This window comes from Rathayibacter sp. AY2B7 (genome assembly GCF_002931635.1).
In the GTDB taxonomy this organism is placed as follows: Bacteria; Actinomycetota; Actinomycetes; order Actinomycetales; family Microbacteriaceae; genus Rathayibacter.
Map to the genome: position 1 here is coordinate 1 of NZ_PSUC01000034.1, position 20966 is coordinate 20966.

Below are 20966 nucleotides of genomic sequence, written 5' to 3' on the forward strand. Positions count from 1 at the left end.
GCCGCCGTAGAGGGGCATCTCGTTCGAGATCAGCCAGCCGGCGACCGCGGGGTGCTCGGCGAAGCGGCGCGTCATCTCCTGGATGAACCAGGCCTGGCGGCCCACCATCCAGACGTCCTGGTACAGGTCGCGCCCGTTGCGCCAGGCCGGGTCCCAGTTCTCGCCGGACATGTGGCCGACGAGGAAGGTGGGGATGGTCCGAAGCCCTGCTGCAAGGTGCAGGTCGAGGAAGGTCGCGAAGGAGTCGCACAGGTCCTCGTCGATGCGGTACGGCTCCGGGTGGAAGTCGGGCCAGAAGAAGAACGAGCGCGTCATCGTCAGCGAGTGGTCGGCGACCGTCTGCAGCTCCTCGGCCACGAGCTCCGGATCGAAGGAGCGCCACATCAGGGGTCCGCCCGCGCGGGACCAGAAGTTGACCCCGATCCAGGTGTCGGCCAGGGCCGTCATCGGTCGGTGCTGGGGGGTGAGGGCCATGGCGATCCAATCCGCGTCATCGTCGAACAGCGAGAAGCTAACCCACAAAACAGCTCACGTGCAACATTTTGGCCGAAATGCGTATGCTGACCTCGTGGCGAGCACCGGAGCGCGCGGGCCCTACGCGAAGTCCGCGGCCCAGCGCGCGAACATCCTCAGCGCCGCGCGACGCGTCTTCGCGCAGCTCGGCTTCAGCGGCGCCTCCATGCGGGGCATCGCGGAGGAGGCCGGGATCACCTTCACGGGGCTGCGGCGCCACTTCGCCACGAAGGACGAGCTCCTGATCGCCGTGCTGGAGCAGCGCGACCGGGAGCACGCGGACCAGCACGCGCACACCCGCGGCGACGAGCTGCTCGACTCCCTCCGCTCCCTCTTCGACCAGGTGCTCGAGGAGCCGTCGATCACCGAGGTGTTCACGACCGTCTCCGGCGAGGCCGTCGCGCGCGACCACCCGGCCCACGCCTTCTTCCTCGAGCGCTACGCGCGGGTGCGCGGGATGTACAGCGAGGAGCTCGAGCAGGCGGCCGGCTCCGGGGACGGGGCGAGCCTCCCGCCCCACCACGCCGCCGCGCTCCTCGTGGCCGTGATGGACGGACTGCAGCTGCAGTGGCTCCTCGACGACTCGGTCGACGCGCACGGCGCCTTCGCCGCGTTCCTCGGGATCCTCCGGGAGGACGCTCCCGGAGAGCGCGACGGCGGGAAGGACGACCGGGCCCGCCCGTAAGCTCCATGGCGGTGGCCGCGGCCGCCGGAGCCGAGGGAGGTCGCAGCGTGGAGGTCGTCCTCGGAGTCGACATCGGCACCTCGAGCAGCAAGGCGGTCCTGGTCGACGCGCACGGCGCCGTCGTCGCGGAGGCGTCCCGCGCCCACTCCGTCGACCGGCCCGGCCGCGGGCTCGTCGAGATGGACTCCGACGTCTGGTGGGACGAGTTCCGCGGGCTGGCCGCCGAGCTCAGGGCCGCCGCGCCGGGGTCCGACGTGGTCGCCGTCGGCGTCAGCGGGATGGGGCCGTGCGTCCTGCTGACCGGCGCCGACGGCCGGCCGCTGCGCCCCGCGATCCTCTACGGCGTGGACACCCGCGCGGTCGGCCTGATCGATGAGGTGCACGCGCTGCTGGGCGGCGAGAGCGCCATGCGGGCGCGGACCGGCTCGGGGCTCTCGGCGCAGGCCGCCGGGCTCAAGCTCGCGTGGGCCGCGCGCTCGGAGCCGGAGCTCTGGGCGCGCGCCGCGCGCTTCACCATGCCCTCCTCGCGGATCGTCGAGCTGCTGACCGGCGAGTACGTCCTCGACCACCACTCCGCCAGCCAGTGCACGCCGCTCTACGACGTGACGGCGGAGGCCTGGATCCCGGAGTGGGCCGAGCTGCTCGCGCCCGGGCTCGCGCTGCCGAGGCTCGGCTGGCCCGGCGACACCGCGGGCCGCGTGACCCCGCGGGCCGCCGCGGAGACCGGGCTGCCCGAGGGCGTCCCGGTCGTCTTCGGGAGCATCGACGCGTGGTCGGAGTCGCTGAGCGCGGGGAAGCGGCGCCCCGGCCGGGTGTTCCTGCAGTACGGGACGACGATGTTCCTGGTCGCGCCGATGGCCGAGCCCGCTCCGCTCGACGGCCTGTGGACGACCGTCGGCGCCGGGCCCGGCGAGCCGACCGCCGCCGGGGGCACGGCCACCTCCGGCGCCGTCACCGACTGGGTGCGCCGGCTCACCGGCGCCGACCGGGCCGAGCTCCTCGACGAGGCCGAGCGCTCCGGGACCGGGGCGAACGGGCTGCTCGCGCTCCCCTACTTCGCGGGCGAGCGCTCCCCGATCGCCGATCCCGAGGCGCGCGGCGTGATCATCGGGCTCTCGCTCTCGCACACCCGCGGCGACCTCTACCGCGCCGTCCTCGAGTCGACGGCCTACGCCGTGCGGCACCACCTCGATGTGCTGACCGCGCACGGCGTCCCGGTCGAGAGCCTCGTGGGGGCGGGCGGAGGAGCGTCCACGCCGCTCTGGCCGCAGATCGTCAGCGACGTCTGCGGCCTCGAGCAGGTGATCCCGACGGTGTCGATCGGAGCCTCCTACGGCTCGGCCGTACTCGCCGCGGGGCTCGTGACCGAGGTCGACATCGACGCGTGGAACCCGCCGTCGGCGAGGCTCCGTCCGGATCCGGCGACCGCCGCGTTCCACGACGAGGCCTACTCCGACTACCGCCGGCTCTACCGCGAGACCCGGGACACCGTGCACCGCCTCGGACGGCGCGGCCGGGACTGATCCCGCCCGCGGGCCCTCCCCGCCCTCAGGCGTCCACCCCGACCGGCGCGCTGCCGTCGTACCCGCAGATCGCCGCGACCTTGCCCGCCGACGCGCTCGACGGATCGAACTCGTAGCCCAGCCACTCGCGGACCATCCGCCGGGCGACCTCGAGTCCGATCACCCGCTGCCCCATGCACAGCACCTGCGCGTCGTTGGAGAGCACCGAGCGCTCCACCGAGAAGGAGTCGTGCGCGGTGACCGCGCGGATCCCCGGCACCTTGTTGGCCGCGATCGCGACTCCGAGCCCCGTGCCGCAGATCAGCAGCGCGCGGTCGGCGGCGCCGTCGGCGACCATCCGGGCGGCCGTGACCGCGATGTCGGGGTAGTCGGTGTGGGTCGCGGCGTCCACGCCGACGTCGGTCACCAGCGACACGCGGTCGTCGGCCAGGAGATCCGCTTTCAGCGCCTCCTTGTAGTCGAAGCCCGCGTCGTCCGATCCGACGACGATCCGGTAGGTGCGGCTCATGCCGGTACTCCTCTGCTCGCGGACGCGCGCGCGCCGAGGACGTCCCCGACCGTGGTCAGGATCATCCCCATCGACGTCGCTCCGGCGTCCGGTGTGCCCAGGCTCTTCTCGGCCAGGGGTCGTGCGCGTCCGACCTTCGGCCGCAGGTCCGCCGTCGCCGCGGCGCGGGCGACGGCGGTCCCGGCCGCCTCCCGCCACGCCTCGACGAGCGGGGAGCCCGAGTGAACGCGCTCCCGCAGGGTGCGGGCGAACGGGAGGAGGGCGTCGAGCATGGTCTTGTCCCCCTCGCTCGCGCGCCCCAGGTCGACGATCGACTCCGCGAAGGCGTCGACGCCGTCGACGACGGCGGCGGGCGGGTACTCCTCACGGGAGTCCGTCAGCGAGGCGGCGAGCGCCTCGAGCGCCGCCCCCCACAGCACGCCGGACGTGCCGCCGGCCTGCTCCGCCCAGGCCTGGCCGGCGCGCGAGAGGAGCCAGGCTCCGCCCGCACCCCCGTCGATCCGGTCGAGGCGCCGGGTCGCGGCTCCGATGCCCTTGAGCATCCCGCGGCCGTGGTCGCCGTCTCCCGCGACCGCGTCGATCCGGCCGAGCGTCTCCTCCTCGCGCCGCAGCAGCTCGTGGACGGCGGCGAGCGCCTCGCGCACCGTTGCGGCCAGGGCGACGGCGGCGGCGGTCGCCGGCGGGGCGGACTCCTCCGCTCCGGCCTCGGCGTCGGCGCCGCTCGCGGGGACGAGGAGGGCGGCGACGGGAGCCGCGACGCGGCGGTACGCCGGCGTGTACGCGTCGGCGCGCCAGAAGCGCTCCAGCTCGTCGTCGAGCCACTGCAGGGTCAGCGAGACGCCGCCCATGTCGAGGCTCGTGACGAGCTCGCCGACCTCGGGCTCGACGGTCTGCACGCCGGCCTCCTCGAGGCGCCGCGCGATGTGGCGCCAGAGCAGGAACAGCTCCTCGTACTTCGTGGTGCCGAGCCCGTTCAGGATCGGAGCGACGCGGGTCGCGCCTCCCTCCGGCCGGTCGGCGAGCAGCCGGTCGACGAAGAGGTCGGCCAGATCGGCGGCGCGCAGCAGCTCGACGTCGCGGATGCCCGGCTCGCCGTGGATGCCGAGTCCCAGGCCGAGGTGCCCCTCCGGCACGCTGAACAGCGGCTCGGCGGCACCGGGCATCGTGCAGCCCGAGAACGCGACGCCGAGTGTGCGGGTGGCGGCGTTGCAGGCGTTCCCCACCCGCTCGACCTCGTCGAGGGTCAGACCCTCCGCGGCCGCGGCTCCCATCGCCTTGAACACCGAGAAGTCGCCCGCGATGCCGCGGCGCCTCTCGATCTCCTCGGCTGACGCGATGTCGTCGGTGACCACGACGATCCGGGTGTCGACGCCCTCTTTGCGCAGGCGCTCGGCCGCGATGCCGAAGTTCATGATGTCGCCGGCGTAGTTGCCGAAGCTGAACACCACGCCCCGGCCCTGGTCGGCCGCCTTCGCGACGGAGTACGCCTGCGCCGCGGAGGGCGAGGTGAAGATGTTGCCCACCACGGCGCCCGTCGCCAGGCCCGGGCCGACGGTGCCGCAGAAGGCGGGGTAGTGGCCGGAACCGCCGCCGATCACGACCGCCACCTGGGGCGCGGCGCCCTCGGTGCGGTGCGTGACGACGCCTCCCGGCACTCCTCGGAGTCGGTCGGCGTAGAGGGCGAGGAAGCCGGCGAGCTGGTCCTCGGCGAACTCGTCGGGATCGTCGTAGATCGTCGTCATGCGGGTCAGCTCCGCGCGTCCGCCGCGACGACCGCCTCGGTCAGCGACGGCACGATGGAGACCTTGACCGACCCTCCCGCGCTGTCGGCGACGAGGTCGAGCGCCTCCTGGAACTGCTCCAGCGGGAACTGGTGCGTGCAGATCTCGTCCATCGGCAGGACGCCGCTCTCGAGCAGCTTGATCGCGGCGGGCCAGCAGTTCGGGCCGAGGTGGGCGCCGAGGACGTTGAGCTCCTTGTCGTCGCTGATGATCGACCAGTCGACGGAGGCGTTGGAGCCGAAGACCGAGTACTCGACGTAGGTGCCGAGCTTGCGCAGGAGGTTGAGGCCCTGCGAGACGGCCGACGGGTGCCCGGTCGCCTCGATGTAGACGTCGGCGCCGTAGCCGCCGGTGAGCTCCTTGACGACGGCGACCGCGTCCTGCTTCGTGATGTTGATCACGATGTCGGCGCCCGCCTTGGTGGCGAGGGCCAGCTTGTCGTCGCTCATGTCCAGGGCGATGACGAGCTTCGGGTTCTTCTGGCGGGTGCCCGCGATCGCGCCGAGGCCGATCGGGCCGGCGCCTGCGATGACGACGACGTCGTCGAACGTGATGCCGCCGCGCTCGACCGCGTGCATCGCGCAGGACAGGGGCTCGCAGAACGCGGCGACCTGCGGGGCGAGGTCGCGGCTGACCGGGTGGGTGAGCGCGCGGGTCGGGACCCGCACGTACTCGGCCATCGCGCCGTCGAAGCCCTTGAAGCCGAACATGTCGTGCGGTCCGCACATCCAGTAGGCGCCCATCAGGCAGTAGCGGCACTCCCAGCAGGGGACGATCTGCTCGCAGGCGATGCGGTCGCCGAGCGCGACGCCGCGCTTGGCGAGTGCCGCGTCGTCGCCGGCGACGACCGTGCCGACGAACTCGTGTCCGGCGATCCGGTCGCGCTCGGCCCAGGCGGGGCGGTTCTCGTCGCCCCAGAACTTGGCGGCGCCGTGGTAGCACTTCAGGTCGCTCGCGCAGACGCCGACGGCGTCGACGCGCAGCAGGAGCTCGCCCTCGGCGGGGACCGGCACGGGCACGGTCTCGAGGCGGTAGTCCTCCGGGCCGTGGACGACGACGGCGCGCATGGTGTCGGGCACGTCGGAGCCGGTGTCTCCCAGCGTCTGCGGGGAAGGGGTCGTGGTGGTCATGGGGGAGCCTCCGTCGGTTTGCGGGGCCGCTTCGTCGCGGCCTTCCAGAACCTACGCGATCCGGAACAGTTGTCAAGAACAGAATTTCTGTTCCTGGATCCGGCCTGCGGATCGAGGAGCAATCCGGTCTCGGACCTTGCGGAAATTGTGTGGTGAACATAATTTCTTCTTCGGAGGCCGACGCGCTCGGTCTCCCGCAGCGACGGAGCCGCCCCCCGGACGTCGTCGCTGCAGCACTCCCCGACCAGTGAATGGACCTCCGCGATGATGCGTGCACTCCCTCCCGCCCCGAGCCGGCTCCCGATCGGCGGGCGCTCGCCGATCACGGCGGTGCGGCGATGAGCGCCGTCCCGGCCCGGGGCGCGCGCCGCCTCCCGCGCCGCACGCTGATCCTCGGCGGCGTCGTCGTCGTGGCGATCGCCGCGATGGCGTTCAGCACCAAGGTCGTCGGTGCCGACTCGGACCTCGGCGCCGGCCCGGCCGCCTTCTCCGCCGAGGCGTGGGCCGCCGAGAACTTCCCGGTCGTCCAGGAGGGCATCGCCGAGCGCGCGGTCGACGCCCCCACCCTCGCCGCGGCGATCGCGGCCGACAGCACCGCCGCCGCCGCGCAGTACGGAGTCCCGGGCGGCACCGGCCCCGAGTTCTCGACCACCTTCACCGGCACGGTCGGCGCAGGACAGAACGGCATCTACCCCGTCACCGTCGAGGGCGTCCCCGCCGACGTGCTCATCCGCGTGCAGACCGGCCCGGCGATCAACGGCACCGACCTCCGCGACGCGACCGGCACCATCGAGTTCGGCCAGTTCACCAACCAGATCGCCTACCAGGACGCGGCGAGCGCCCTCAACGAGCAGCTGAAGACCACGGTCCTCGGCCCGGTGGACACGACCGCGCTCGAGGGCAGGACGATCCAGGTGACCGGAGCCTTCCAGCTGATCAACCCCGCCGGGTGGCTCGTCACGCCGTCCGAGCTGGTGGTCCAGTGAGCGCGCCGGCCCCCGTCGCCGGCATCGGCGAGGTCGTGCTCGAGGCCGTCGACGTGGTCAAGACCTACGGAGCCACCCGCGCGCTCAAGGGCGTCGGCTTCTCCGTCCACCGCGGCCAGGTCACGACCCTCTTCGGCGAGAACGGCGCCGGGAAGTCGACGCTGATGAAGATCCTGTCCGGAGTCGAGCAGCCCACCTCGGGCGGGATCGTCCTGAACGGCGTCCCGGTCGCCTTCGAGGACACGGTCGACGCCCGCGAGCACGGCGTCTCGATCATCCACCAGGAGCTGAGCCTCGCCCCCAACCTCTCGGTGCGCGACAACATCTTCCTCGGCCGCGAGATCACCGGCCCCTCCGGCGTCGACTACGCCGAGGAGGCCCGCCGTGCCCGCGCCGTCCTCGACGAGCTGGGCGAGGACATCGACCCGCTGACGCTCGTCTCGGACCTCCGCCTGGGCCAGCAGCAGCTGATCGAGATCGCCCGAGCCCTCTCGGTCGACGCGCGGATCCTGATCATGGACGAGCCGACCAGCGCTCTCAGCGCCGCCGAGGTGGAGGTGCTCTTCACCGTCATCCACGACCTCACCGCCCGGGGCGTCTCGATCGTCTACATCTCGCACCACCTCGAGGAGGCGCTCGAGATCACCGACCACGCCGTCGTCCTCCGCGACGGCTCGGTCACCGCGACCGCGCCGGCCGCCGACATCGACCTCGCCTGGGTCGTGCGGGCGATGGTCGGCGAGGGCTTCGACCTCGGCTCCCCGCCCACCGGCTACGCGTTCGGCGACGTCGCCCTCTCGGTGCGCGGCGTGAGCGTCGCCGACCCGTCCGTCCCCGGCCGCGACGTGGTCGACCGGATCGACCTCGACGTCCGCAAGGGCGAGATCGTCTGCCTCTACGGACTGATGGGGGCGGGGCGCACCGAGCTGCTCGAGGCCGTCGCCGGCCGCACCGCCGTGACGGCCGGCACCGTCTCCAAGGACGGCCGGGACCTCGCCGGGATGTCGATCGCGCAGCGCATCGACGCGGGCCTGGGCCTCGTGCCCGAGGACCGCCAGCGCGACGGCCTGGTGCAGACCATGACCGTCGGGCGGAACCTCTCGCTGGCGAGCATCGGCTCCTTCGTGAGGGGCCTCTTCCTCTCCCCCCGCCGCGAGGCGGACCTCGTCGCCGACTCCATCCGGACGGTGCACGTGAAGACCGCGGGCGGCGAGGCGATGATCGGCTCCCTCTCCGGAGGCAACCAGCAGAAGGTCGTCATCGGCAAGATGCTCGCCACCCGCCCCGACGTCATCCTCCTCGACGAGCCCAGCCGCGGCATCGACATCGGCGCCAAGGCCGAGGTCTTCAAGCTCCTCGCCGAGCGCGCCCGCGAGGGCCTCGCCGTCGTCTACACCACCTCCGAGGTGGGCGAGTGCCTGAGCATCGCCCACCGGATCGTCGTGATGAGCCGCGGCCGGATCTCGGCCGAGTTCGGCTCGGACGTCTCCAAAGAAGACATCATGGCCGCCTCCGGTGAGGCCGTGATCTCGTGACCACTACCGAACGGAAGCCCTCAATGACCTCCACCGCGACCGGGCAGCGACGCCCCGCGCTCTTCAAGGACGGGTTCGACCTCGGCCGACTGCTGCTGCAGGGGCGCGCGTTCTTCGCCCTGATCGCGATCATCGTCGTGTTCTCGATCCTCTCGCCGAACTACTTCACGGTCGGCAACCTCCTCACGATGTCCTCGCACGTCGCGGTCTACGCGATCCTCGCCATCGGGATGCTCCTCGTCATCCTCAACGGCGGCATCGACCTCTCGGTCGGCTCCACCCTGGGCTTCTCGGGCGTGATCGCCGGATTCCTGATGCAGGGGGTGCAGATCGGCGGAGTGACGCTCTACCCCGCTCTCTGGGTGGTCGTCGTGCTCTCCTGCGGAGCCGGAGCGCTGATCGGCCTGGTCAACGGCGTCCTCGTGGCGCGGTTCAAGGTCGCGCCGTTCGTCGCCACCCTCGGCATGCTCTACGTCGTCCGCGGCGTGGGCCTGCTGATGACCGACGGGCTCACCTACAACGATCTGGCGGGGCAGCCCGAGCTCGGCAACACCGGATTCGACTGGCTGGGCTTCAACCGCCTGCTCGGCCTGCCGATCGGCGTCGTGATCATGATCGTCGTCGCGGTCGTCGTCAGCCTGCTCCTGAACCGCACGGTGTTCGGCCGCTGGCTCTACGCCTCGGGCGGCAACGAGCGCGCCTCCGAGCTCTCGGGCGTCCCGGTGAAGCGGGTGAAGGTCCGCGTCTACGTGCTGTCGGGCCTGTTCGCCTCGATCGCCGGGCTCATCCTCTCCTCCGAGCTCACCAGCGCCAGCCCCACCGCCGGCAGCTCGTACGAGCTCACCGCGATCGCCGCCGTCGTGATCGGCGGCGCCGCGCTCACCGGAGGAGTCGGCACGGTCCGCGGCACGCTGCTCGGCGCGTTCGTCATCGGCTTCCTCTCCGACGGCCTCGTGATCATCGGCGTCTCGTCGTACTGGCAGACCGTCTTCACCGGCGCGGTGATCGTCTTCGCCGTCCTGCTGAACGCGGTGCAGTACCGCGGGAGGCCCCGGCGCGGCGGGGCCGGCTCCGGCCCGCGGCCCGCCTCCGACTCGGGCGCACCCCTGCCCGTCCCCCAGACATCGGGCACCCCGGCCGCCTAGGCCGATCCGCCCGAGAAGACCTCGATCGGCCACCGCCGATCGGACCACAGTGAAAGGAACAACAATGAACCGCAAGCTGGCAACGGTGCTCGCCGCGGGCGCGGGGCTCACCCTCGTCCTCTCCGGATGCTCCTCCGACTCGGGCGCCTCCTCCTCCGGGTCCTCCGCGGGCACGGGCTCCTCGGAGGGCGGGCTGATCTCGATCATCGTCAACGACCCCGCCAACCCCTACTGGCAGACCGAGGGCGATGTGGCGAAGTCCGAGGCGGAGTCGCTGGGCTACACCGCGAACGTGGGCGCCTCCAAGGGCGACACGAACACCGAGAGCACGCTCATCGACACGGCCATCACGAACAAGTCGGTCGCGATCATCCTCGACCCGGCGAACGCCGACGGATCGGTCGGAGCGGTGAAGAAGGCGGACGCCGCCGGCATCCCGGTGATCCTCGTGAACGCCGAGATCAACGAGACCGGGCTCGCGAAGGCGCAACTCGTCTCGAACAACGCGCAGGGAGCCGCGCTCGGCGCCCAGCAGTGGGTGGCCGACGTGGGCGACACCGGGAACTACGCCGAGCTGTTCGGATCCCCCTCCGACAACAACGCGCAGACCCGCTCCAACGGCTACGCCACGGTCATCTCGCAGTACCCCGGCCTCGTCGAGGTCGCGAACCAGGTCGGCAACTGGGACCGCACGCAGGGCCACGACAAGATGCAGTCGATCCTGCAGGCGAACCCCGACGTGACCGGCGTCATCTCCGGCAACGACGAGATGGCGCTCGGCGCGATCGCCGCGCTCAAGGAGGCGGGCAAGCTCGACCAGGTCAAGGTCGGCGGCTTCGACGGCTCCCCCGACGCGATCGACGCGGTCAAGGCCGGCGAGCTGCAGTACACCGTGCTCCAGCCCGTCGCGACCTTCGCCGCGGAGGCCGTCAAGCAGGCCGACTCCTTCCTCCGCACCGGCGAGACCGGCGCCTCGGAGGAGAAGCAGGCCTTCGACTGCATCCTGATCACCAAGGACAACGCCGACAAGGTCACCGAGCCCTTCACCCTCTCGGAGTGATCCCGACCGAATGACGTCCGCGACCGCCGGCCCGGCCCCCCTCCGGGCCGGCGGTCGCGGCCGACGGCCCCTCTGCGGAGCGGCCGGGAACAGGAGAGAATGTCGCACGTGACTCCGCCCTCCCCGTCGTCCCGGAACGAGAGGTTCCCGCTCGACGTCGTCTTCCAGGCGGCGCGGATGTACTACGTGGAGGACGCCACCCAGGTCGAGATCGCCTCCCGCCTCGACGTCTCCCGCCCCACGGTGAGCCGCCTCATCGCGGAGGCCCGCCGGCTCGGCCTCGTGCGCATCACCGTCGTCGACCCGTTCGAGGACGCGACCGCCGGCACGGCCGACGCCCTGCGCGACGCCCTGGGGCTCCGCTCCGTCCACCTGGCCGCGGTCACGCACGCCTCCACGCTCGGCCGCGACCTCGCGGTCCCCGTGGCCGCCGCCCTCGCCGAGATGGAGCTGCGCAGCGGCGACGCCCTGCTGATGTCCCTCGGCCGGACCGTGCACGACATCGCCCGGTCGGGCCTGCTCCCCCGGCTCCCCGGGGTCACCATGGTCCCGGCCGTGGGCGGGCAGGCGGAGCCGCAGCCCTGGTTCCAGACCAACGAGATCACCCGGATGGCCGCCGAAGCCAGCGGAGCGCGGTCCAGCTTCCTCTTCGCCCAGTCGTTCCCGAGTCCCGCGATGCGCTCCGGCCTCGAGGAGGACCCCGCCTTCCTCGAGGTGCGGAAGCTGTGGAGCACCGCGAAGGGCGCTCTGCTCGGGATCGGCGCACCGACGGCGACGCGCGACAACCTGTCGTCGGGCCTGCCCTCGGACGAGGGCCTCTTCGACGACGCGGCGGGCGACGTCTGCCTCAACTTCTTCCATGCCGACGGGAGCGCCCTCGAGTTCCCGGGCAGCGACCGGATGGTCCGCGTCTCGCGCGAGGACCTGGCCGCCGTGCCGCACGCCGTGGGCGTGGCGGTCGGGGCCGAGAAGACCGCGAGCATCATCGGCGCCGTCCGCGGCTCGCTGATCAACACGCTCGTGACGGACGCCGCGACGGCCGCGGCCATCCTCGCCGCCCTCTGAGCGCCGGCCGCCGCTCCCCCACTGTCCAGAAGTCGTCGCACTCGACACCCGAGTGCGACAACTTCTGGACAGTCGAGGAGCGGCCGTCCCGCAGCGGCCCGCATCAGGGCTGCGTGAACGCGACCTTCTGCACGCTGGCGCGCCCGTCGAGCGTCGTCGTCGTGATGCGCATGCTGTACGACCCGGCCGGGGCGGCGGCGCCGTTCGTCAGGCGTCCGTCCCAGGCGAGGGTCTGCCGACCCGCGGGGTGGCGGATCGACGAGGTCAGCTGCTTCGCGACTGCGCCGGACGCCGTGAGCACCGCGACACTGGTCGTCGCACCGTCGCCGGTCATCCAGTCGAGCGTCGTCGTGCCGCCGGGGCGGGTCACCGCGGGCGCCGAGACCACGAACGCCGGCGTTCGGCCGAGCGTCGCGGTCGCGTGGCCGTCGGCGACGGTCAGCGCCGTGCTGCCCGCGGTGGTCCGGATCGACGCCGTCGCTCCCGAGACCTGCACCGAGGCCGTCGACGGGCCCGCGGTGTAGAGCGCCTGCACCGTCTCGGTCGGCGTCTGCAGCACCGTCCCGTGCAGGTTCACTCCGTAGTCGGCCGTCACGTCGTCGATCGAGACCGTGCCGGCGGAGACGCCCGACATCGCCTTGTAGACGAAGACGTCCACGAGCTTCACCGGGTAGTCCCACACCCCGTCGCCGTCACCGCCGGAGTGCGTGTAGTTGGCGTTCAGCCCGTCCGAGAACAGCGTCATCTTCTGCCACGGCGAGCCGCCGACGTTGCCGACGAGGCCCTGGAAGGTCTCCCCGGTCGCATCCTGCAGCTTCAGGTAGACGGGGCTGGTGCTCGCGTCGCCGCTGACCCGGACCGAGACCGCCGTCGGCGAGCCGGGGAGGGTGCGCGAGGTGTGGAGCTGCGCGCCCTTCGAGGCGCCGGAGAAGTCGTACGTCAGCTTCAGCGCGCCCGAGCCGGAGTAGCCGGTCGACGTCGCGGCCAACGAGGCGGTCCCGCCGCCGATCGGCGCCACGGCCCATCCGCTCGTGGAGGAGAGGTCGTCGACCGTCACCGGCGAGGCGGAGGCGGTCGCGCTCGCCCGGCCGACCGCGGTGCCGGTCGCGAGGACCGCGCCGACCTCCTTCAGCGCCGCGTACGCGGGCTTCTGCCGGCCGGAGCGCTCGGTCACCGAGAAGGTGTCCAGCGGTGCCTGCGGGTCGGGGCCTCCGACGAGGTTGTACCAGGCGATCGCCTTGATCCCGCGGGCCGCAGCGTCGAGGTAGGAGCGCGAGAGGTACGACGCCTGATCGGCCTCGCTGGTGGCGCCGACGCAGGTGGTGCAGGTCGCCCAGCTGACCTCGGTGATCCACAGGCTCCGGCCCGGCGCGCTGCGGGTGAGGAAGTTCTGCGCCGCGTCGAGGTAGGTCGGGATCGCTCCGGTCTCCGGCGCCCCGTCGACCGTGTAGGTGTGGATCGCGAGTCCGTCGAAGGAGTCACCGGCCCCGGCCGCCAGCACCCCGGCCATGAACGGATCGCTGAACTGGTCGAGCCCGCCGACCAGCACGGTCGCGGTCGGGTCCACGGCCTTGATCGCCGTGTACGCGGCCTTCAGCATCTCGCCGTACTGGCCGGCCGTGGCGCCTCCGCGCCAGTAGTAGTCGGTGTTCGGCTCGTTCCACACCTCCCAGACGTGCACGCGGTCCTTGTACCGGGCCACGGTCGCCGCCGCGTACGACGCGAAGTCGGCGTTGCTGCGCGGCGGGTAGTACTGCGCGTCCTCCGCCGCGGTGCCGGCCGGGGCCGACGAGGCCCAGGGCGCCGAGTAGGCGAGCTTGCCGATCATGTCGACGTTGCGCGCCTGGCTGATCGCGACGGCCTGGTCGAACTTCGCCCAGTCGTAGAAGCCCTTGCGCGGCTCGACGCGCTTCCACTCGAACTCCTCGCGGGCCCAGCGCACCTGCGCGTCCTCGAGGAGGGCGGCCTGCCGGTCGGCCTCGACGGGCGAGTCCTGCTCGGTGAGGAAGCTGTTGATGCCGCTGATCGACGTGGGCGACGCCTCGGTGACCCGGGCGCTCACTCCGGTGAGGTAGGGGCGGGTCGCCGTGGCGGCTCCCGAGAGCGCGCCGTCGGCGGTCGTGTCCCAGGTGAGGCGGCCGGCGATGCTGCCCGCCATCGCGGCTCCGCTGTCGTCGGTGCCGTCGTAGGTCGCGGTGATCTCGCCCGCGGCGGCGGCGGTCCCGCCGTAGGTGCGGGTGCGGCCGGCGCTGTCGCGCAGCACCAGGGCGTAGTCGCCGGGCCCGCCCGCCGTGAAGCGGACGGTCGTGGTCGCGGCGTTCTCGCGCGAGAAGCGCGCGGCGCTCGCGGTCGGCAGCGTCCAGTCCTTGTCGAGGACGCGCAGGTTGTCGAGCACGACGGTGCCGGTGGCGGGGGCCGAGGCGCCGTTCCGCACCACGTTGATCCGCACCAGCGAGACCGGGTAGTCGAGCACGCCGTCGTCGTTGCCGAGGTGGGTGTTCGCGGCGGGCGACCGGAGGTCGATCGTCGCGGTCGTCCACCGGCTGAGGCTCATCGCGTCGACGCGGTAGAAGAACATCTCGCCGGTCGCGTCCCGCAGCTTGAGGAACACGGTGTTCCAGCTGCTGTCGCCGAGCAGGTCGACCTTGAGCGCGGTCGCGGGCTGCGTGAGCAGCGGCACCGGAGTCGTCGCGGTCTCGATCTCGGCGTCCGCGCGGGAGAGGTCGTAGGCGATCCTCAGCGCGCCCGAGCCCTCCGTGCGGGTGGCCGAGGTCGAGGGGGTCGCGGTGCCGGCGGCCTGCACCCAGTCGGTCCCGGCGGAGTCGAAGGACTGCGCGAGGCTCGCGTCCGCGTCGATCTCGGCGAGGGTCAGCAGGAGCGGCATCCCGCTGCGGGTGGCGTTCGAGGCGAGGACGCCGTCGTCCGTCCCGTCCTGCGAGAAGACGCCGCTGACGTCGCCGCGCATGCGGGTCCCGGAGTCGTCCGAGCCGTCCCAGGTCAGGGTGACCGGGCCGGCCGCGGCCGCACGCCCGGTGATCGTCTTCAGGCGCCCCTCCTTGTCGCGCAGCTCGAGGCGGTGGTCGCCCGGGCCGGCCGCGGTGAAGGAGAACGAGGTGGTCGCCGAGGCGCCGGGGGTGAAGAACGCGGTCGCGGCCATCGGCAGCGACCAGCCGGTGGCGAGGGTGCGCAGGTTGTCGAGCACGACGGTCCCGGTCGCGGGCTGGCTGCCGTTGCGCACGATGATCACGCCGGAGAGCTTCACCGGGAAGTCGAGCACCTGGTCGCCGTCGCCGCCCTCGATCAGCGCGGCCGGAGCAGTGAGGTCGACGTCGATCGTCGCCCACGCCGTCGAGCGCATCGCGTCGAGCCGGTAGGTGAAGGTCTCGCCCGAGGCGTCGCGGAGGCGCGTGTAGACGGTGTTGTAGGTGCCGTCGCCCTTGAGGTCGATCCGGAGCGACGAGGCCGGCTTCGCGATCACGGTCGCGGGGGTGCTCTGCACCGTCTCGACCAGGCCCGACGAGACGTCGTAGTCGATCCGCTGGGCGTAGGAGCCCTGGGTCTTCTGCGCGCTGGTGCGCGAGACCGCCGCCGAGCCCATCGCGACGCTCCAGCCCGACGCCGCGCCCTCGAAGCCCTCGACCACGCTGGTCGTCGACGGCTGCGCCGCGGCGACGGTCAGCAGGGTCGGAGTCGCCGAGCGGGTCCGCGACGCGGAGAACTGCCCGTCCGGGGTCGAGTCCTGCAGGAAGGTGCTGCGGATCGGGCCGTCCATCTCCTGGCCGTCGTCGGCCTTCCCGTCCCACTGCACGGCGGTCTCGCCGGGCTCCGCGAGGGTGCCGGTGAGGGAGCGGCTGCGGCCGGTGCCGTCGCGGAGGACGATCATCCAGTCGCCGGCCGTGGCGGCCGAGAACGCGAGGCTGGCGACTCCGCCCTCCGACGGCACGAGGAACTCGGTGTCGGCGACGGGCATCGTCCACCGGCTGCTCACCGCGCGCAGGTTGTCGAGCACGAGCGAGCCGGTGGCGGACTGCTCTCCGTTGCGCACGACGTAGAAGCCGGTCAGCGTCAGCGGCATGTCGAGCACGGAGTCGGCGTTGCCGCCCTCGGCGAGCACCGGGTCCTGGGTGAGGTCGATGGGCACCGTGGTCCACGTGGTCTGCCGCATCGCGTCCATCCGGTAGGTGAACGCCTCGCCGCTCGCGTCGGTGACGCGGAGGTAGACCGTGTTGTAGCTGCCGTCGCCCTTGAGGTCGACCTTCAGCCCCGTGACCGGGCCGGTGGCGACGTCGAGCGGAGCGGTCCGCGTGATGCCGGCCATGCCGTCGGTGAGGTCGTAGTCGACGGCGAGCGCGTCGGTGCCCTCGGTGCCGGCCGCGCCGCCCCCGGCCGCGGAGGCGCGGCTCAGGGTGGCGGATCCGGTGGCGACTCCCCAGCCGGCGTCTCCGCCGTCGAAGGCCTCGACCACCGAGGTCGCGTCGGGGTCGTCGGCCGCGGCCAGGGTCAGCAGGAACGGGACGCCGGTCGTCGTCGCGGCGCCGAGGGAGCCGTCGGCCGAGTCGTCCTGGCGGAGCACCACGCGCACGTCGCCGGTCATCGCGGCTCCGGAGTCGTCGCGTCCGTCCCAGTCGACGGCGACGGGTCCCGCCGCGGCGGCCGTGCCGGCGAGGGTGCGCGAGAGCCCGGCGGCGTCCGCGAGCCGCAGCTCCCAGTCGCCCGCGGATCCGGCGTCGAAGGAGAGCGCGGCGCTCGCCCCGGCGGCGACGTAGGTCGACGCGGCGACGGGGAGGGTCCAGCCGGTGGTGTCCGCGCGCAGGTCGTCGAGGGCGAAGGTGCCGGTCGGCGGCTGCTCGCCGTTGCGGACCACGAGGACGCCGGCCACGGTGAGCGGCGCGTCCATGACTCCGTTGCCGTCGCCGCCGTCGCGGGCCACCGGCTCCGCGGTCAGGTCGACGGTGAGCGTCTGCCACTGGGTCGAGCGCATCGCGTCGACGCGGTGCACGAAGGTCTCGCCGCTCGTGTCGCGGACCCGCAGGTAGACGGTGTTGTAGGAGCCGTCGCCGCGGAGGTCGACCGTCAGGGCCGAGGCGGGCGCGGGGATGACGGGCGCCTGCAGCGGGTCGAAGCCGAGCTCGGCGAGCCCCCCGGTGACGTCGTACGAGACCTCGAGCGACGAGTCGCCCTCCGTGCTGTCGTCGGAGACGGCCGTGGAGGCCGTGCCCGTCACCGTCGTGAGCGCGGCCGAGCCGCTCTCGAAGCCCGTCACGGGAGTGGTCCCGGGAGTCGCGGCCGACGCGGCGCTCGGCACCGTGAGCAGGCCCGCGACGAGGGCGGCGGTGACGAGGAGGACTGTTCGGGCACGGGACATGGGGGCACTCCGCTGGGCGTCGGATCGAGGATCGAACGCTCGCCTGGGGGTGGTGGCGAGCCGGCCGCATCGACGACCTGCGCGTCACGCTAGGACCGGCGGAGGTGCTCGGAAGGGTGCGGAGGAAAGCTCGATTCGCCCGCACTCGAAGAGGGGTGGCGGGCCGGGGCGGATCCCCTCGGGCGATATCACGAGGGCCGATCCGCGCGCCAGCCCTCGCAGAGAGGGCAGACGGGGCGCTGAGAGGAACGCTATCCCGTGCGGCGCCGGAGCGCACGCCTCACTTCGTTCGAGTGCTCTCAGGTCCAGTCGAGAGCGGAGCGCTCGGCCCAGTAGCGGGCCGGATCCACGGCGAGCGCCGGGAGCTCCGCGAGCTCCAGGGGCTGCGCGCGCAGGTTGGCCCGCAGCTGCTCCGGAGTCGCCGCGCCGCTCAGCACGACGTCGGCCCAGGGCTGCGCGAGGGCGGCCCCCAGGGCGACGGCGTCCGGCGCGGCGCCGGCGTGCTCGATCGGGTGCGCCACGAGCCTCCCGTTGGCGAGGGCCTCCTTGACCACCACCAGCCAGCCGTCGTCGTGCGCGGCGGCGAGCTCCCGGCCCGCGGACTGCTCGAGCGGGTTCCAGGTGCTCTGGACCGCGCTGAACGGCGACTCCGGGATCGCGCGGGCGAGCTCGATCACGCGCGCCTGCTCGGGTCCGCTCGTCGAGAGGCCGACCCGCACTCCGGAGCCGGCGAGGCCGCGGAGGCGGTCCAGCAGCGGGCGGTCGGTGAGGGCCGGGCTCTCGGGAGTGATCGAGTGGACGAGGTAGGAGTCGGGCGCCGAGCCGAGCGCGTCGAGCGTGAGCGGCCACTGGCGGTCGAGCATCGCGACCGAGTGCTCCTTGCGCTCGTGGACCGGCGCGTCCATCGCCCACCCGCCGACGTACTCGTAGCCCCACTTCGACTCGATCGTGAGCGCCGCCCGCCGCTCCGGATGCAGGGCGAGCCAGCCGCCGAGGAACTCCTCCGCCCGCCCGTAGGAGCGCGCGGCGTCGAGGAAGCGGACGCCGGCGTCCCACGCCGCGTCGAGCAGCAGGTGCGTGCGCTCCCGCAACGCGTCGACGCTCCGCTCGGCCGCAGGGCCGAGGTCGTCGTCGCGCCCTGCCGTGATGTACGCCGGCCGGCCCACGGCCGCCAGCCCGATCCCGAAGCGCTGCATCCCGCCCACGGTACGCCCGTCCCGGAGCTGCGGCAGCCGCTAGCGTCGAGCGGTGACCTCCGCCCTCGACCGCAGCATCCTCCGGCTCGCCGTCCCGGCGCTGGGCTCGCTGGTCGCCGAGCCGCTGTTCCTGCTCACCGACTCCGCCCTGGTGGGCCACCTCGGCGCCGTCCCGCTCGCCGGGCTCGCGCTGGGCGGCACGGTTCTGCAGACGATCGTCGGCCTGATGGTCTTCCTCGCGTACAGCACCACTCCGCGGGTCGGCCGGGCCCTCGGCGAGGGCGACGAGCGGAGGGCCGTGGCGGCCGGGATCGACGGCGGCTGGCTGGCCCTGGTCCTCGGCGCCGGCATCGCCGTGGTGGGCGCGCTGACCGCTCCGGCCGTCGTGGCGCTCTTCGGCGCGGAGCCGGCGGTGGCCGAGGCGGGCGTGCGGTACCTGGCGGTGAGCATGGCCGGGATCCCCGCCATGCTCGGCGTCTTCGCGCTCACCGGGCTCCTCCGCGGCTTCCAGGACACCCGCACGCCGCTGGTGATCGCCGCCGGCGGATTCGCTCTCAACGCCGCTCTCAACGCTGTGCTGATCTACCCGGCCGGCCTGGGGATAACCGGCTCCGCACTGGGGACGGTGATCGCGCAGTGGGCCATGCTCGCGGCCTACGCGGGAGTCGCGCTGCGGCTCGCCCGGCGGGTCGGCGCGCCGCTGCGGCCGCACCTCGCGGGCCTGGCCTCCTCCGCGGGATCCGGCGGCTGGATGCTCCTGCGCACCGCGAGCCTCCGCGCGGCGATCCTGCTCGCGGTCGCGACCGCCACCTCGCTCGGGGCGGAGGAGCTGGGCGCCTTCCAGGTGGCGATGACGCTGTTCTCGACGGTCGCCTTCGCCCTCGACGCGGTGGCGATCGCCGCGCAGGCTCTGCTGGGCCGCCTCCTCGGCGCGGGCGACGCCGAGCAGGCCCGAGCCGTCACGAAACGCTGTGTGACCTGGGGAATCGGTGCAGGAGTAGTGCTCGGAGCGCTGGTCACCGGTCTGAGCGGTGTCCTGCCGTACGTCTTCTCGAGCGACCCGGAGGTGCTGCGGCTGCTGCCCGCGGCGATCGCCGTCGTGGGCCTCACCGCTCCGCTCGGCGGCTACGTCTTCGTGCTCGACGGCGTGCTGATCGGCGCCGGCGACGGCCGCTACCTGGCGCTCAGCGGCCTCGCGAACCTCGCCGTCTTCGTCCCGCTCGCCCTGCTCGCCCCCGCCGCGCCCGCCGAATGGCGCCTCCTCGCGCTCTGGCTCGCCTTCGCCGTCGGCTTCCTCGGCGCCCGCGCGGTCACCCTCGGGCTCCGGGTCCGCAGCGACGTCTGGCTCCGCTGACCGCACTCCTCCCCTGTGGAGAAGCCTGTGGACAACTCCGGTCAGCGTGGCGGTGCGCTGGTGTTCCCGCGGTGGAAGACGGCGTGGAAGCAGACCGCCTCCGCCTCCTCGTCGGCCAGGAGCGCGACCGCGGCCCGTCCCGCCGCACGGCCCTTCTCGACCGCGGGCTGGGCCATCGTCGTGAGGTCGTACTCGGCCGCGAGACCGGGCACCTGCACGCCGTCGAAGCCGACCACCGAGAGGTCCTCGGGCACGCGGAGCCCGCGCTCCTCGGCCGCGAGGATCACGCCCGCGGCGAGCAGGTCGCTCTGCGCGACGACCGCGGTCGGCCGCTCCGCTCCCTCGAGCAGAGTGCGACCCGCGGCGACGCCCTCGTCGACCGAGCTCGCTGCGGCGGCGACGACCGACGCCTCCGGGAAGACGTCCTGCACTCCGAGGAGCCGGTCGACCGGAGTGATGCTGGGGCTCGAGCGCCAGCCCGGCGGGATCGCGCCGCGGCGGCGGTCCTTCGCGAACGGGAGCGAGACCACCGCGACCCGCTCGTGGCCGAGCTCGCGCAGGTGCTCCGCGAGGGTGCGGCTGGCCTCGCGGTTGTCGAGCGAGATCACGGCGCCGCCCAGCTCCGAGAGGCCCTCGACCACGACGACCGGCACCCCCCGGCGACGCAGCACGGCGACGGAGTCGTCGACCGACGGGCTGCAGCCGACCAGGATCATCGCGTCGACCGGGGCGGTCGCCAGCAGGCCCGCGCCGTCGCCCGTCTCGGTGAGCAGCAGGATCCCGGCGTCGACTCCGCCGAGGACGTCGGCGATCCCGTCGAGCATGGCGATCTTGATCGGGTCGCGGAACGCATGCAGCATCCGCTCGTCGACGACGACCCCGACGATCCCGGAGCGGCCGCGCCGGAGCGAGCGCGCCCGCGGGTCGGGACCGGCGTAGTCGAGCTCGGACGCCGCGCGCAGCACCCGCTCCTTCGTCGCCTGCGAGACGGGGCCGGAGCCGCTGAAGACCAGCGAGGCGGTGGAGGGGGACACGCCGGCCCGGCTCGCGACGCGGGCGAGCGTCGGCCGGGGGCTCTTGCGGGGTTCCACGTTCCTCCTCGTGGGGGCGGCGCACTCGT

The 20966-nt window shown here is 73.1% G+C and carries 14 protein-coding genes and 1 pseudogene; 8 read left to right on the plus strand and 7 right to left on the minus strand.

The genetic code is table 11. The annotated features are described in order from the left end of the window. Positions 1-474 (minus strand): annotated as a pseudogene (locus tag C5C27_RS07845) (hypothetical protein); the annotation flags it as partial. A 94-nt stretch (positions 475-568) separates the two neighbouring features. Between C5C27_RS07845 and C5C27_RS07850 the strand changes: the two are divergent. After that, positions 569-1198: a TetR/AcrR family transcriptional regulator gene (locus C5C27_RS07850; RefSeq protein ID WP_219813143.1), complete on the plus strand. Its 630-nt coding sequence runs from the start codon at positions 569-571 to the stop codon at positions 1196-1198. A 47-nt stretch (positions 1199-1245) separates the two neighbouring features. Continuing rightward, positions 1246-2721, plus strand: a complete 1476-nt coding sequence (locus C5C27_RS07855) for an FGGY-family carbohydrate kinase (RefSeq protein ID WP_258066551.1) — start codon at positions 1246-1248, stop codon at positions 2719-2721. Between the two features lie 25 nt (positions 2722-2746). Here C5C27_RS07855 and C5C27_RS07860 read toward each other — a convergent pair whose 3' ends face one another. The 3 genes from C5C27_RS07860 to C5C27_RS07870 are packed head-to-tail and all read right to left on the minus strand — an operon-like array spanning position 2747 to position 6140. Next, a complete protein-coding gene (locus tag C5C27_RS07860; RefSeq protein ID WP_104237978.1) occupies positions 2747-3229 on the minus strand; it encodes a ribose-5-phosphate isomerase in 483 nt (160 codons plus the stop codon). Beyond that, positions 3226-4971, minus strand: a complete 1746-nt coding sequence (locus tag C5C27_RS07865) for a dihydroxyacetone kinase family protein (protein ID WP_104237979.1) — start codon at positions 4969-4971, stop codon at positions 3226-3228. Before C5C27_RS07865 ends, C5C27_RS07860 begins: the two co-directional genes overlap by 4 nt. Before the next feature lie 5 nt (positions 4972-4976). Continuing rightward, a complete protein-coding gene (locus C5C27_RS07870) occupies positions 4977-6140 on the minus strand; it encodes a zinc-binding dehydrogenase (protein WP_104237980.1) in 1164 nt (387 codons plus the stop codon). A gap of 338 nt (positions 6141-6478) precedes the next feature. Between C5C27_RS07870 and C5C27_RS07875 the strand changes: the two genes are divergently transcribed. From C5C27_RS07875 to C5C27_RS07895, 5 genes are all read left to right on the plus strand, one after another. After that, positions 6479-7126, plus strand: a complete 648-nt coding sequence (locus C5C27_RS07875) for a DUF2291 family protein (RefSeq protein ID WP_104238018.1) — start codon at positions 6479-6481, stop codon at positions 7124-7126. Then, entirely contained in the window at positions 7123-8661 is a 1539-nt protein-coding gene (locus C5C27_RS07880) for a sugar ABC transporter ATP-binding protein (RefSeq protein ID WP_104314064.1), read from the plus strand. Before C5C27_RS07875 ends, C5C27_RS07880 begins: the two co-directional genes overlap by 4 nt. 23 nt (positions 8662-8684) lie before the next feature. Further along, on the plus strand, positions 8685-9806 hold the full coding sequence (locus C5C27_RS07885) for an ABC transporter permease (protein ID WP_104237982.1): 1122 nt from the start codon (positions 8685-8687) through the stop codon (positions 9804-9806). A gap of 64 nt (positions 9807-9870) precedes the next feature. Then, positions 9871-10866, plus strand: a complete 996-nt coding sequence (locus tag C5C27_RS07890; RefSeq protein ID WP_104237983.1) for a D-ribose ABC transporter substrate-binding protein — start codon at positions 9871-9873, stop codon at positions 10864-10866. A gap of 108 nt (positions 10867-10974) precedes the next feature. Further along, positions 10975-11931: a sugar-binding transcriptional regulator gene (locus C5C27_RS07895; RefSeq protein ID WP_219813144.1), complete on the plus strand. Its 957-nt coding sequence runs from the start codon at positions 10975-10977 to the stop codon at positions 11929-11931. Positions 11932-12034: 103 nt separating this feature from the next. Here the strand turns inward: C5C27_RS07895 and C5C27_RS07900 are convergent, their stop codons facing one another. Next, entirely contained in the window at positions 12035-17296 is a 5262-nt protein-coding gene (locus tag C5C27_RS07900) for a FlgD immunoglobulin-like domain containing protein (RefSeq protein ID WP_104314066.1), read from the minus strand. Between the two features lie 299 nt (positions 17297-17595). Further along, complete coding sequence (locus C5C27_RS07905) at positions 17596-18492, minus strand: aldo/keto reductase (RefSeq protein WP_104314069.1); 897 nt, start codon at positions 18490-18492, stop codon at positions 17596-17598. A gap of 52 nt (positions 18493-18544) precedes the next feature. On the opposite strand from C5C27_RS07905, the gene C5C27_RS07910 reads away from it, so the two are divergent. Continuing rightward, positions 18545-19846, plus strand: coding sequence for an MATE family efflux transporter (locus C5C27_RS07910; protein ID WP_104314067.1), 1302 nt, complete (start codon positions 18545-18547; stop codon positions 19844-19846). Positions 19847-19887: 41 nt separating this feature from the next. Here the strand turns inward: C5C27_RS07910 and C5C27_RS07915 are convergent, their stop codons facing one another. Then, positions 19888-20937 (minus strand): LacI family DNA-binding transcriptional regulator, encoded by a 1050-nt coding sequence (locus C5C27_RS07915; RefSeq protein WP_258066552.1) that lies wholly within the window; start codon positions 20935-20937, stop codon positions 19888-19890. Positions 20938-20966: the final 29 nt, after the last annotated feature.

Excerpts from the sequence above, each read along its gene's own strand:
- C5C27_RS07885 (WP_104237982.1), top strand. The coding sequence starts at position 8,685 with ATGACCTCCACCGCGACCGGGCAGCGACGCCCCGCGCTCTTCAAGGAC.
- C5C27_RS07905 (WP_104314069.1), bottom strand. The coding sequence starts at position 18,492 with ATGCAGCGCTTCGGGATCGGGCTGGCGGCCGTGGGCCGGCCGGCGTAC.
- C5C27_RS07875 (WP_104238018.1), top strand. The coding sequence starts at position 6,479 with ATGAGCGCCGTCCCGGCCCGGGGCGCGCGCCGCCTCCCGCGCCGCACG.
- C5C27_RS07870 (WP_104237980.1), bottom strand. The coding sequence starts at position 6,140 with ATGACCACCACGACCCCTTCCCCGCAGACGCTGGGAGACACCGGCTCC.
- C5C27_RS07890 (WP_104237983.1), top strand. The coding sequence starts at position 9,871 with ATGAACCGCAAGCTGGCAACGGTGCTCGCCGCGGGCGCGGGGCTCACC.
- C5C27_RS07865 (WP_104237979.1), bottom strand. The coding sequence starts at position 4,971 with ATGACGACGATCTACGACGATCCCGACGAGTTCGCCGAGGACCAGCTC.
- C5C27_RS07900 (WP_104314066.1), bottom strand. The coding sequence starts at position 17,296 with ATGTCCCGTGCCCGAACAGTCCTCCTCGTCACCGCCGCCCTCGTCGCG.
- C5C27_RS07860 (WP_104237978.1), bottom strand. The coding sequence starts at position 3,229 with ATGAGCCGCACCTACCGGATCGTCGTCGGATCGGACGACGCGGGCTTC.